10 protein-coding genes are annotated in these 12,979 nt (G+C 68.6%); 9 read left to right on the plus strand and 1 reads right to left on the minus strand.

Features of this window, described 5'->3' with window-relative positions:
- Positions 1-165: 165 nt before the first annotated feature.
- The 8 genes from OHA72_RS61130 to mgrA all read left to right on the plus strand — a co-directional run bounded on the left by OHA72_RS61130 (position 166) and on the right by mgrA (position 9,666).
- The gene (locus OHA72_RS61130) at positions 166-1,167 is read left to right on the plus strand and encodes an ABC transporter permease (protein WP_327005214.1); all 1,002 of its coding nucleotides are present in this window, start codon (positions 166-168) and stop codon (positions 1,165-1,167) included.
- A 194-nt stretch (positions 1,168-1,361) separates the two neighbouring features.
- Complete coding sequence (locus OHA72_RS61135; protein ID WP_327005215.1) at positions 1,362-3,086, plus strand: ABC transporter substrate-binding protein; 1,725 nt, start codon at positions 1,362-1,364, stop codon at positions 3,084-3,086.
- A gap of 133 nt (positions 3,087-3,219) precedes the next feature.
- Entirely contained in the window at positions 3,220-4,221 is a 1,002-nt protein-coding gene (locus tag OHA72_RS61140; protein WP_327005216.1) for an ABC transporter permease, read from the plus strand.
- Positions 4,222-4,273: 52 nt separating this feature from the next.
- Complete coding sequence (locus tag OHA72_RS61145; RefSeq protein WP_327005217.1) at positions 4,274-5,350, plus strand: ABC transporter ATP-binding protein; 1,077 nt, start codon at positions 4,274-4,276, stop codon at positions 5,348-5,350.
- An 11-nt stretch (positions 5,351-5,361) separates the two neighbouring features.
- Positions 5,362-6,492 (plus strand): ABC transporter ATP-binding protein, encoded by a 1,131-nt coding sequence (locus OHA72_RS61150; protein ID WP_327005218.1) that lies wholly within the window; start codon positions 5,362-5,364, stop codon positions 6,490-6,492.
- A 62-nt stretch (positions 6,493-6,554) separates the two neighbouring features.
- The gene (locus OHA72_RS61155) at positions 6,555-6,800 is read left to right on the plus strand and encodes a hypothetical protein (protein WP_327005219.1); all 246 of its coding nucleotides are present in this window, start codon (positions 6,555-6,557) and stop codon (positions 6,798-6,800) included.
- Between the two features lie 77 nt (positions 6,801-6,877).
- Positions 6,878-8,578, plus strand: coding sequence for a S8 family serine peptidase (locus tag OHA72_RS61160; protein WP_327005220.1), 1,701 nt, complete (start codon positions 6,878-6,880; stop codon positions 8,576-8,578).
- A 128-nt stretch (positions 8,579-8,706) separates the two neighbouring features.
- Positions 8,707-9,666: an L-glyceraldehyde 3-phosphate reductase gene (mgrA, locus tag OHA72_RS61165; protein WP_327011903.1), complete on the plus strand. Its 960-nt coding sequence runs from the start codon at positions 8,707-8,709 to the stop codon at positions 9,664-9,666.
- 37 nt (positions 9,667-9,703) lie between these two features.
- Here mgrA and OHA72_RS61170 read toward each other — a convergent pair whose 3' ends face one another.
- The gene (locus OHA72_RS61170) at positions 9,704-10,210 is read right to left on the minus strand and encodes a hypothetical protein (RefSeq protein WP_327005221.1); all 507 of its coding nucleotides are present in this window, start codon (positions 10,208-10,210) and stop codon (positions 9,704-9,706) included.
- A gap of 134 nt (positions 10,211-10,344) precedes the next feature.
- Between OHA72_RS61170 and OHA72_RS61175 the strand changes: the two genes are divergently transcribed.
- Positions 10,345-11,634 carry an MFS transporter gene (locus OHA72_RS61175; RefSeq protein ID WP_327005222.1) on the plus strand — a complete coding sequence of 430 codons (1,290 nt, stop codon included), beginning with the start codon at positions 10,345-10,347 and terminating at the stop codon, positions 11,632-11,634.
- The last annotated feature ends 1,345 nt before the right edge of the window (positions 11,635-12,979 follow it).

Consider the following 12,979-nt stretch of genomic DNA (forward strand, 5'->3'; position numbering starts at 1 on the left):
GGACCGAACCTGCGGATAGGGCACCAGGAGTCCACGAAGACACAGCCGATCGGCTGCTGACTGCCACGGGCCCCGGTCTGGCCGACGCGCGTTCCCATGCTGCGACGGCCATTGCTGGCGGCTGTGCAAGGCGGGCAAGCGGCCGGGGAGAGGGGCGCCACGCCCATGACTATGGGACCCGTCACGTCCAAGAGCGACGAGCAGGTGCCGAGTGTCGAAGAGGCGACCAGTACGCCACCCGGTGTCCCCGCCAAGGCCATCGAGGGTCGGTCGCTCGGTCAGATCGCCTGGACCCGTCTGAAGCGCGACAAGCTCGCGCTGACCGGTGCCAGCGTCATCGTGTTCCTTGTGCTGATCGCGATCTTCGCGCCGCTGTTGAACAAGGCATTCGGCCACCCGATCAACGAGTATCACCAGGACGAGATCAACCCCAGCCTCGGCGGTATCCCCGAGCCCGGCACCTGGGGCGGCATCAGCAAGGAATTCCTGCTCGGCGTCCAGCCGGTCACCGGCCGCGACATGTTCTCGCAGATCATCTACGGCGCGCGGGTCTCGCTGCTGGTCGCCCTGTCCGCCACCATCGTCGCGGTGCTCCTGGGCGTGGTGCTGGGCATCACCGCCGGCTACTTCGGCGGGTTCATCGACAGCCTGGTCAGCCGCCTGATGGACCTGATCCTCGCGTTCCCCTACCTGCTGTTCTCGATCGCGCTGATCTCCGTCGTGCCGGTCACGACCGCATGGCGTATCGGCGTCGTCGTCGGCGTCATCTCATTCTTCAGCTGGCCGTACATCGGCCGCATCGTGCGGGGGCAGACCCTGTCGCTGCGCGAGCGGGAGTTCGTCGAGGCCGCCCGCAGCGTCGGCGCCGGACCGATCCGGATCCTCTTCCGGGAGCTGCTGCCCAACCTGGTCGCGCCGATCCTCGTCTATTCGACCCTGGTCATCCCGACCAACATCGTCTTCGAGGCGTCACTGTCCTTCCTGGGCGTCGGCGTGCTGCCCCCCACTCCCTCGTGGGGCCGCCTGTTGTCCGACGCGGTGAACTTCTACACCTACGACCCGGTGTACATGTTCGTGCCCGGCCTCGCGATCTTCATCATGGTGCTCGCGTTCAACCTGTTCGGTGACGGACTGCGTGACGCGCTGGACCCCAAGGCCAACCGGTAACCCGCCACCGCGCCGCCACCCCGGCCCGGACCGGCTCCCACGCCAGGGATCCGTGCCGTGCCACCCCGATCTCCGCTCGCACCACAGCACAGCTCGGACGACCCGTCCCTCGGCGGGTCGTGCCAAACAAGGAGGGAAACCTAGTGAGAATGAGGACAGGGGCATTGGTGGCCGGTTCGGCTGCTGTCGCCCTGGTGTTGTCCGCCTGTGGGTCGGGCGGCGACGACAAGACGCCCAGCACGGGCGAGAGCACCGCCGCGGGTGTGTCCGGCTTCAACGCCGCCACCAAGGGCATCGTGAACCCTTCCGACAAGAAGGGCGGCACGCTCAAGCTGGTCAACCACTCTGACCCGGACTCGTTCGACCCGGTCCGTGCGTACTACGCATGGGTGTGGAACTTCCAGAAGGGCTACTACGTCCGGACCCTTCTCACCAACTCGTCGAAGCCCGGCGAGGACGGCCTGAAGCTGGAGCCCGACCTGGCCGCGAAGCTGCCGGACATCACCGACGGCGGCAAGACGTACACCTTCAAGCTGAAGGCCGGCGTCAAGTTCGAGGACGGCTCGCCGATCACCTCGAAGGACATCAAGTACGGCATCGAGCGCGTGTTCGCGCAGGACGTGCTGTCCGGCGGCCCGACCTACATCGTCGACGTGCTGGACCAGGGCCAGAAGTACCCCGGCCCGTACAAGGACACCGACCCGGACAAGCTGGGTCTGAAGTCCGTCGAGACCCCGGACGACACGACGATCGTCTTCAAGTTGAAGGAACCGCTGTCGGACTTCAACTACCTGCTCGCCATGCCCGGCGCCGGCCCCGTCCAGAAGGCCAAGGACACCGGCGACAAGTACGGCGACAAGCCCGTCTCGACCGGCCCGTACAAGTTCCAGTCGTACGACCCGGGCAAGAAGGCCGTCCTGGTCCGCAACGAGAACTGGGACGCCAAGACGGACACCATCCGTAAGGCACTGCCGGACCAGATCGACCTGACCATCGGCACGGCTGTCGAGGAGATCGACAACCAGCTGCTGGCCGGCGACCTCGACATCGACACCGCGCAGACCGGTGTCCAGCAGGGTGCGCAGCCGAAGATCCTGCTCGAGCCGACCAAGAAGGCCAACGCGGACACGCCGACCACCGGCTTCATCCGCTACTTCTCGATCAGCACCAAGGTCGCGCCGTTCGACAACATCCACTGCCGCAAGGCCGTGCAGTACGCCACGGACAAGATCACGATGCAGACCGCTCGTGGTGGCGCCGAGGCCGGTGGCGACATCGCCGTCAACATGCTCCCGCCGAACATCGCGGGTCACGACCCGGCGCTGGACCCGTACAACACGAAGTCCGGCAAGCCGCAGATCGACAAGGCCAAGGAAGAACTGGCCGCGTGTGGCAAGCCGAACGGCTTCGACACGGTCATCGCCACCCGTAACGCCGGCAAGGAGCCGAAGACCGCTGAGGCGCTGCAGGCCGCGCTGAAGAACGTCGGCATCAACGCCCGGCTCGACCCGACCGACGCGTCGCTGTACTTCCGCTCCACCATCGGCGCGCCGGGCAACGTGAAGGCCAAGGGCTACGGCCTCATGATGGCCGGCTGGGGTGCTGACTTCCCGACCGGCTACGGCTTCCTGTCGATCCTGGTCGACGGTCGCTCGATCTCGCAGTCGGGTAACAACAACTACGCCGAGCTCGACAACGCCGAGGTCAACAAGCTGATCGACGACGCCAAGGCCGCGACCGACCCCAAGGCCGCCGCGGACATCTGGGGCAAGATCAACAAGATCGTCATGGACGAGGCCGTCATGGTGCCGTTCGTGTACGACAAGGCACTGAACTACCGCAACCCCCGTCTGACGAACGTGTTCGTCACGGAGTACTACGGCATGTACGACTTCAGCAGCTTGGGCGTCACCAAGTGACCTGGTCGTACCTGACCGCGTAATGCCAGTAAGCCGGTAACCCGCCCTTCCGAGGAAAGAAGGCAGGTGAAGGCCACGGCGCCGGCCGGTGAGACGGGAACCCCGTCGAGCCGGCCGGCGTCAGGCCGCACACGTGATCAATTACATTCTGCGCCGCCTGGTCACGGCAGTCGCGCTGCTCGTGGCCGTCTCGGCCGTCACCTTCCTGATCTTCTTCGCGATCCCGAAGGCCGCGGGCGCCGACCCTGCCCAGATGTACGTCGGTAAGTCGGCGACCCCGCGCGACGTCGAGGCGACCCGGGTCAAGCTCGGCCTCGACAAGCCGATCTACATCCAGTACGGCCGCTTCCTGAAGGGCATCGTCGCGGGCCGCGACTACAACAACGGCCCGAGCGTCACCCACTGCTCCGCCCCCTGCTTCGGCTACTCCTTCCGCACCGACCGCGAGGTGTGGCCGCTGCTGATCGACCGGCTCCCGGTCACCATCTCCCTCGCCCTCGGGGCCGCCGTCATCTGGCTGCTCTTCGGCGTCGCAGGCGGCGTCATATCGGCGTTGAAACGCGGCTCGATCGCGGACCGCACAGCGATGGTCATCGCGCTCGCCGGCGTCTCACTGCCCATCTACTTCACGGGCCTGGTCGCCCAGCAGCTCTTCGTCCACACCTGGCACATCTTCGAAGGTGGCGAGTACGTCAACTTCAAGGACGACCCCGCCGGCTGGGCGAACAAGCTCTTCCTGGCCTGGGTCACCCTGGCGCTGCTGTTCGCCGCCCAGTACACCCGTCTGACCCGCGCGCAGATGCTCGAGACGATGAGCGAGGACTACGTCCGCACCGCTCGCGCCAAGGGCCTCAAGGAGCGCGTCGTGGTCGGCAAGCACGCGATGCGCTCCGTGCTCACCCCGATCGTGACGATCTTCGGTCTGGACCTGGGTGGCCTGCTCGGCGGCGCGATCCTCACCGAGAGCGTCTTCAGCCTCCCCGGCATCGGCCGGCTCAGCATCGACGCGGTGACCGTCAAGGATCTGCCGATCATCCTCGGCGTGACACTGTTCGGCGCCTTCTTCATCGTCATGGCAAACCTGCTCGTGGACCTGCTCTACGCCGTGATCGACCCGCGGGTGCGGCTCTCGTGACCCTGCCGCTGCCCCGTTCCGCTCGACCCGGCACCCCTGGAAAGGAGTGAGCATGTCCACCAGTCTGCTCAAGGACGGCGACCCGACCCCCATCGGCACCGGCTCGTCCGCACAGTCCTTCCTCGACGTGCGCGACCTGCGGATCCATTTCAAGACCGACGACGGCGTCGTCAAGGCCGTCGACGGCCTGACGTTCCAGCTGGAGCGTGGCGAGACCCTCGGCATCGTGGGTGAGTCCGGCTCCGGCAAGAGCGTCACCAGCCTCGGCATCCTCGGCCTGCACCGGCGGGGCTCCGCGAAGATCAGCGGCGAGGTCTGGCTGGACGGCGAGGAGCTCATCGGCGCGTCGCCGGAGCGGGTCCGCGCCCTGCGCGGCGCGAAGATGTCGATGATCTTCCAGGACCCGCTGACCGCGATGCACCCGTACTACACGGTCGGCAAGCAGATCATCGAGGCCTACCGGGTGCACCACAAGGTGAGCAAGGCAGACGCCAGGCGGCGCGCCGTGGAGATGCTCGACCGGGTCGGCATCCCCCAGCCGCAGAAGCGGGTCGACGACTACCCGCACCAGTTCTCCGGCGGTATGCGCCAGCGCGCGATGATCGCGATGTCGCTGGTCAACAACCCGCAGCTGCTCATCGCGGACGAGCCGACCACCGCGCTGGACGTGACGGTGCAGGCGCAGATCCTGGACCTGATCCGCGACCTGCAGGCCGAGTTCAACTCCGCGGTCATCATCATCACCCACGACCTCGGCGTGGTCGCCGAGGTCGCCGACGACATCCTGGTCATGTACGGCGGCAAGTGCGTCGAGCACGCCACCGCACAGAACATCTTCCGGCGGCCGGAGCACCCGTACGCCTGGGGCCTGCTGTCCTCGATGCCTCGCGTCGACCGGGAGGTGCGCGAGCGGCTGGTCCCGATCAAGGGCAACCCGCCGTCGCTGATCAACCTGCCGAGCGGCTGCTCGTTCCACCCTCGCTGCCCGTACGTCGAGCGCAACGGCATCCCTTGCAAGACGGTCGAACCGACGTTGGCGGAGGGCACGGCCGATCACGGCGTCGCGTGCCACATCCCGTCCGCGGAACGGCTGGCCATCTTCAAGTCGGACATCGCCCCATCCCTCTGAGGAGCACGACAGTGTCGACGAGCACCCAATCCCAGCCCGCCGCGGCACCTCAGCGGGGCGGCGAAAACCTCCTCGAGGTCCACGGCCTGGAGAAGCACTTCCCGATCCTTCGGGGTGCGTTCTTCAAGCGCAAGGTCGGCGCCGTGCGCGCCGTCGACGGCATCGACCTGGCCGTCAAGGCCGGCGAGACCCTCGGCCTGGTGGGCGAGTCCGGCTGCGGCAAGTCCACCACCGGGCGGCTCATGACCCGCCTGCTGGAGCCGACCGGCGGCAAGGTCATCCTGGAGGGGCGCGACATCTCGCACCTCGGGGTCGGCCAGATGCGGCCCCTGCGGCGCGAGATCCAGATGATCTTCCAGGACCCGTACTCCTCGCTGAACCCGCGGCACACGGTCGGCTCGATCGTCGGCGCCCCGCTGCAGGTGCAGAACATCAAGACCGCGCACGGGCAGAAGCGTGAGGTCCAGCGGCTGCTGGAACTGGTCGGGCTCAACCCCGAGCACTACAACCGCTACCCGCACGAGTTCTCCGGCGGCCAGCGCCAGCGCATCGGCATCGCCCGGGCCCTGGCCCTGCAGCCGAAGCTCATCATCGCCGACGAGCCGGTCTCCGCGCTGGACGTGTCGATCCAGGCGCAGGTCGTCAACCTGCTCGACGACCTGCAGCGCGAGTTCAACCTGACCTACGTGTTCATCGCCCACGACCTGTCGGTGGTCAAGCACATCTCCGACCGGGTCGCGGTCATGTACCTGGGCAAGGTCGTAGAGGTCGGGCCGCGCGACGGGCTCTACGCCACGCCGCTGCACCCGTACACGTTCGCGCTGCTGTCGGCGGTGCCGGTGCCCGACCCGGACCGGCGCGACAAGGCACAGCGGGAGCGGGTCCTGCTGACCGGTGACGTGCCCAGCCCGATCGACCCGCCGTCGGGCTGCCGCTTCCGCACCCGCTGCTGGAAGGCCCAGGACATCTGCGCCCAGGAGGAGCCGCCGCTGCGTGAGCTCCAGGTGGGCCAGACCGTCGCCTGCCACTTCCCGATCACCGACGAGGAGCGCTCGGGCAAGGGCGCGCAGGCCGCACGGGCCGCCGCCGCGGAGATCCCGGTGGCCGCCTCGACCGACCCGTTCGCCGAGCCGATCGCATAACCGGACCAAATGCGTCGGGGAGCCGCCAGTAGCGGCTCCCCGGCGTTGTTACGGTCGGCGTCATGGACGCCGCCGAAAGCATTCGCCTGGCCCGACTGGAGCGTCAGGTCGCATTCCTCTATCGTCATTTCGGGCTCGACCCCGCGCTCGCCGACGTCTTCGGCGCCGTGGACGGTCTCCCGCCGGAGTTCGTTGCCGCGTTGCGACGCCAGGATCTGATCACCGCGATCAAGCTCTACCGGCAGGCCACGGGCGCCGGACTGGCGGACGCAAAGGAAACAGTGGAGCGAATCGCCCGAGGTATTTGAAAATCTTGGCGTGAATGCCTTCCGCAGCCGAATGTTTTTCGATCTCATAATGCCATCCCCTCGAACCGGGAGGACATGTGGGATTCAACAAGAGGTTCACGGGCGCTGCGGTCATCACCGCGGCGTTGACCGTGACCGCGGCAGGCTTGTCTGCCCCGGCAAGCGCCGAGTCCGTCGCCAATACGGAGTACACCGTGGTGGCCGCGGACAACGTCTCGACCAGTGACGCGGCCGCGGCCATCACCAAGGCCGGCGGCAAGGTCGTCGCGACCAACGACACAGTCGGGATGTTCACGGTCCTGGCACCGCAGAGCGGATTCGTCGAGAAGGCGGCAGCCTCCTCGAAACTCGTCGGTGCCGCCCACCGCACCGCCATCGGCAAGGCTCCCAAGAAGGAGCAGCCGGGCGACGTCGAGAAGGAAGCACAGGCCGCGGCAGCGGCAGCGAAGAAGCCCGGCGGCAAGAAGCCCGCAACCGCCGGCATGGACCCGCTGGACGACAAGCTGTGGGGTCTCACCACGGTCAAGTCGGACAAGGCCCGCAAGGTCAACGCCGGTGACAAGCGAGTCACCGTCGGCATCCTCGACACCGGCGTCGACGCGTCGCAGCCCGACATCGCCCCGAACTTCAACTGGGCGCTGTCGAAGAACTTCGCGCCGGACAAGATCGACATCGACGGCCCGTGCGAGGTCGCCAGCTGTCTCGACCCGGTCGGCACCGACGACGGCGGCCACGGCACGCACGTCGCCGGCACGATCGGTGCGGCGGCGAACGGCTTCGGCATCTCCGGTGTCGCGCCGAACGTGTCGCTGGTCGAGCTCAAGGGCGGCCAGGATTCGGGGTACTTCTTCCTCGAGCCCGTCGTCAACGCGCTCGTCCACGCGGGGCAGACGGGCATCGACGTGGTCAACATGTCGTTCTACGTCGACCCGTGGCTGTTCAACTGCACCGCCAACCCGGCCGACTCCGCGGCCGCGCAGGCCGAGCAGCGCACCATCATCCGCGGCATGTTCCGGGCCCTGACGTACGCCCACTTCAAGGGTGTCACGCTCGTCGGTGCGCTCGGCAACAACCACGAGGACAAGGGCAAGCCCCGTACCGACATCTCCAGCCCGGACTACCCGGCGGACTCCGCGTACGACCGGCCCATCGACAACAGCTCCTGCTGGGACCTGCCCGTCGAGGGACCGTTCGTCATCGGTGTCTCCGCCCTCGGCCCGTCGCTGAAGAAGTCGGACTTCTCGGACTACGGCCTGGAGCGCATCGGCGTCTCCGCGCCGGGTGGCTGGTTCCGTGACGGCTTCGGCACGGACACCTACCGCACCAACGAGAACATGATCCTCTCCACGTACCCGAAGAAGGTGCTGCAGGAGGAGGGCACGGTCGACGCGGACGGCAACGTTGTGCCGGAAGCCGAAGGCCTGGTCTACAAGGAGTGCAACGCGGCAGGGAAGTGTGGCTACTACACCTGGCTGCAGGGCACCTCGATGGCCTCGCCGCACGCGGCCGGCGTCGCGGCGCTCATCGTGAGCGCGCACGGTGACAAGCACGGCAAGGACTTCGGTCTCGAGCCGTGGAAGGTCGAGTACATCCTGTACAGCTCGGCCGCCGAGCACGCCTGCCCGACCCCGCGGCTGCAGACCTACCTCCAGGAGGGCCGCTCCGAGGAGTTCAACGCCCTCTGCGAGGGTGGCGAGCAGTTCAACGGCTTCTACGGCTTCGGCATCGTCGACGCCTACGCGGCCGTGACCACCAGGGCCTGGTGGGAGCACCGCTAGATCGTTTCGGTGGCGCGGGGCCCGGTCACCGGGCTCCGCGTCGCCGAGCACTTGCGCATCCTGCTCCGTCTGCCCAGCTTAAGATCCGTACCGTGGCGTATGAGGCGGCTTCGAGCCGATACCAGGACATGCAATACCGGCGCAGCGGACGCAGCGGGCTGAAGCTGCCGGCGATCTCGCTCGGCCTGTGGCACAACTTCGGGCACGCCCGCGCGTACGAGACGCAGCAGGCGATCGTGCGCCGCGCCTTCGACCTCGGGGTCACCCACTTCGACCTGGCCAACAACTACGGGCCACCGCCGGGCTCCGCCGAGCTCAACTTCGGCCGGATCCTCGAGGAGGACCTGCGCCCGTACCGTGACGAGCTGATCATCTCCACGAAGGCCGGCTACGACATGTGGGAGGGGCCATATGGCGAATGGGGCTCCCGCAAGTACCTGACGGCGTCGCTGGACCAGTCGCTGCGGCGGATGGGCCTGGAGTACGTCGACATCTTCTACTCCCACCGCCCCGACCCGGACACCCCGCTCGAGGAGACGATGAGCGCGCTGGACCGGGCCGTGCGGGCCGGTAAGGCGCTCTACGTGGGCATCTCCAACTACACCCCCGCGCAGACGGCGGAGGCCGCACGCATCCTGCGGGAGCTGGGCACGCCGCTGCTCATCCATCAGCCGCGGTACTCGATGTTCGACCGCTGGATCGAGGACGAGCTGCTGGACGTCCTTGCGGCGGAGGGTGCCGGGTGCATCCCGTTCTCGCCGCTGGCGCAGGGGCTGCTGACCGACCGCTACCTTTCCGGCATTCCGGACGACTCGCGGGTGCGGACCAGCCGCTTCCTCAACGAGAGCGATCTTTCACCGACCCGTCTGGCCACCATCGAGGCGCTCAACGAGGTGGCCCGCGGGCGGGGGCAGAGCCTTGCGCAGCTCGCCCTGGCGTGGGCGCTGCGCGACCCGCGGGTCACCTCGCTGATCATCGGGGCGAGCTCGGTGGGGCAGCTGGAGCAGAACCTGGGCGCGTTGTCCGCTGCTCCGCTGGCTGCGGACGAGCTCGGCCGTATCGATTCGCTGCTGACCGCCGTCGCTTAGCGGCGGCGTCGCTTATTTGCTCAGCAGGCCGTGTCGCTTATTTGCTCAGCAGGCCGTTCAGGGTCGTGATCACGGGCTGGAGGGCGGTCGGCACCGCGCCGTCCTCCGCCACGACCTCGTCGCCGCCGTAGCTGATGCTGTACTTGTACCCGTCCGCGACGTTGCCGTTGCTGTTGACCTTGGGCAGCTTCGAAAAACCGACCTGCTCCAGGGTGCTCTTGAGGGCGGTGAGCTCGGCGGCGGTGAGCTTGCCCTCCTTCGATCCGCTCTTCGTCGTCAGCGTCCACGAGCCGTCCGGGCGCACCACGAGCCGGTCGTTGGTGCCCGCCAAACCGCCCGTGCGGGTGAAGACCAGCAGGGTGTCACCGACGTTCTGGCTCGCTGCGCTGCTCGCGCTGGCGCTCGCGGCCGTGGATGCCGGCGCGGCGGCGCTGCTCGACGGTGTCCCGCCGGCGCCGGCCGTGGTGTCGGTCGTGCCGTCCGCGCAGCCTGCGAGGGCCAGCGCGAGCAGGGCGGTGACGGCGATCGGGGTCCTCGATTTCATCGAAGGTGTCTCCATCTCTCTTGGACTGCTCGGTCGTTCGTCGGGTTCCCCGTGACGTGTTCTTCGTTACCTCGGTGCCTCCGAGCGGGGTAACTCGCTCGTTTCTTGTCGTACCCCCACGACATGATTGCCCCATGCGCCTCGACCCGTACCGTCACGTCCTCGCCCTCCCCGGCGTGCGATCGCTCATGGTGCTGGCGCTGCTGGCCCGCATCCCGATCACCGCCATCGGGGTCACGATGACGCTGCACGTGGCGCAGGATCTCCACCGCGGCTGGGGCGCCGCGGGTCTGGTCGGCGCCGCCCTGACCGTCGGCACCGCCATCGGCGGCCCGCTCAACGGCCGCTTCGTCGATCGTAAGGGGCTGCGCCCCATGCTGGTCGTCACCACCGCCTGCGAGGCGCTGTTCTGGGCCGTGGCGCCGTCACTGTCCTATCCGGCTCTGCTCGTCGGCGCCCTGGTCGCCGGCGTGTTCTCGCTGCCGGTGTTCTCCGTGGTCCGCCAGTCCCTGGCCGCCCTCGTCCCCACCGAGCAGCGCCGCCAGGCCTATGCGCTGGACTCGATGTCGGTCGAGCTGTCGTTCATGACCGGCCCGCCGCTCGCCGTCCTGCTGATGAGCAGCCTGTCCGGCCGGTTCACCATGTGGGCGATCGGCGGCTGCCTGGTGCTCGCCGGCATCGCCCTCTTCGTGACCAACCCGCCCGTCCACGCCGCCACCGACGCCGCAGACGCCACCGGACCCGCCGCCCCCGTCCGCCGCCGCGACTGGCTCACCCCGCGCTTCCTGGCCGTCTGCGCCGCCGCTGCCGCCACCACGATGGTCCTCGCCGGCACCGACCTCGGCATCGTCGCGATGCTCCGCGAGGCCGGCAAGGTCCAGCTCATCGGCGGCGTGCTCGCCGCCTGGGGCGTCTACTCGCTGATCGGCGGCTTCGTGTATGGCGCTCTGACCCGTGCGGTGCCGCTCGTCGCCCTCATCGGCGGCCTCAGCCTCTTCACCCTGCCCATCGGCCTCGTCGGCGACCGCTGGTGGCTGCTGTTCATCGCCCTGCTCCCCGCCGGCGCCCTCTGCGCACCCACCCTCAGCGCCAGCGCCGACCTCGTGAGCCGCCTCGTCCCCTCCCCCGCCCGCGGCGAGGCCATGGGCTGGCACGGCTCCTCCCTGACGGTCGGCCTCGCCATCGGCTCCCCCCTCGCCGGCTGGGCCATCGACCACGGCTCCCCAGGCTGGGGCTTCGCCGCCGTCGCCACCGTCGCCCTCCTCATCACCGCCATCCTCCTGGTCCTACGCCGCGGCAGCACCCCCCTTGACCCCACCCTCACCGCGGCCACAGCCACCACCACTGCGGCCACCGCCCCCACCACCGCCGTCCCCACCACGGCTGCCGCTGTAACCACACCCGCAGTCCCGACACTGCAGTAACGGCAACCCCCGCCACCGTTTCGACCACAACCGCCGCGGCCCCGCCCCACCAGCGCAGTCCTCACAACCCGCCGCTGCTGCGACCGCAATCGCCGGCCACAACCGCAGTCCCCACAGCCGCTGCCACTGTGACCGCAACCGCAGCTACCGCAACGACGGCCATGCCGCGACCGTTGGCGCTGCGATCACTGGCCCCGCACGGGTCCCGACCCGCCATCCCCGCGACGGTTGCCCCACAGCCGCACCGCCTGTACGACCGCAGCCACCGTCGCCACAACCGCAGTGGTCTCCGCGCTCACCGTCACAGCAGCGATCACTGCGATCGCAACCGCACGGCCGCTGCAACGCTGCCGCTGCCTTGACCGCAACCGCACTCGCTGCGGCCTCTACCGCTGTCGTCGCTACGGCGGGCAGGCGGGGCCGCTGCAGCGCTGCCGCTGCCTTGTGACCGCAACCGCACTCGCTGCGGCCTCTACCGCTGTCGTCGCTACGGCGGGCGGGCGGCCGCCACGGCCACGGCCACGGCCGCGTGTGCCTCGGACTCCCGAGCTGCGCAGTCCGCACCGTAACGCCCGTGCAACCGCGACACTTCGCCTCCTCTCGCCGCTGCGACCCCGCCGGTCCGGCCTCTCCGCCGCTGCAACCTCCACTGCTGCCGTACCTGGCCGCCGCGGTCGCGACCGCCATCCCGGTGTCCCTTTGCCGCGGACCTGTCGCCGCACTTCAGCGCCGCTGCGGCCGCGACCGTCGCTCCGCTTCTTTTGCTGCGGCTCAGGCTTCGCACGCTGTGCCTCTCCGGCCGTTCACGTCCGGCGCTGCGGTCGTTGCCGCGTCGGCCTGCGGCCAGTTGCCCTCCAAGACGCTGGTCCTGCAGATCGTCGGGGCGGTTCGGCCACTACAGCGCGTTCGGCGCCGAGGTGCTGCACCGCACGACCGTGACCGGCGCGAGACGGTCCCGGATTCGTCGACCTCGAAGGACGTCCGCCTGCCGACGCGCCGTCGGACCGTGCTGGGGCCGGCTGGAAGGCATCCCCATGACGAGTCCGGTCGCGGCCCCGGGCTCCAGGGTGCGAGTCGGCGCGGTCCAGCGGCGGGGATCGCCCAGGCGCCGCGAATGCGACCTTGACCTGTTGTCTGTCGTCCCGGTGCCCAATCCGGTCACCAGACCCCATCTTGCCGCCATGATCGAAGCCGCCCGCTGGTTGTCCGCGTGACCGGCGGGCGACTTCGATCTGTGCAGGTTTGCCAATCGGTGATGCAGCGGTGGGAAGCTTCTGCCGATCGCAGAGGTCGTCACCATCGAGGTTCCGTGGTCACCGACCGGACCCTCCACAACCCGGTGGAT

The organism is Dactylosporangium sp. NBC_01737 (assembly GCF_035963215.1).
Taxonomy (GTDB): domain Bacteria; phylum Actinomycetota; class Actinomycetes; order Mycobacteriales; family Micromonosporaceae; genus Dactylosporangium.

Coding starts and splice junctions, on each gene's coding strand:
- OHA72_RS61130 (WP_327005214.1), top strand. CDS start 166: ATGACTATGGGACCCGTCACGTCCAAGAGCGACGAGCAGGTGCCGAGT.
- OHA72_RS61145 (WP_327005217.1), top strand. CDS start 4,274: ATGTCCACCAGTCTGCTCAAGGACGGCGACCCGACCCCCATCGGCACC.
- OHA72_RS61155 (WP_327005219.1), top strand. CDS start 6,555: ATGGACGCCGCCGAAAGCATTCGCCTGGCCCGACTGGAGCGTCAGGTC.
- mgrA (WP_327011903.1), top strand. CDS start 8,707: ATGCAATACCGGCGCAGCGGACGCAGCGGGCTGAAGCTGCCGGCGATC.
- OHA72_RS61170 (WP_327005221.1), bottom strand. CDS start 10,210: ATGAAATCGAGGACCCCGATCGCCGTCACCGCCCTGCTCGCGCTGGCC.
- OHA72_RS61175 (WP_327005222.1), top strand. CDS start 10,345: ATGCGCCTCGACCCGTACCGTCACGTCCTCGCCCTCCCCGGCGTGCGA.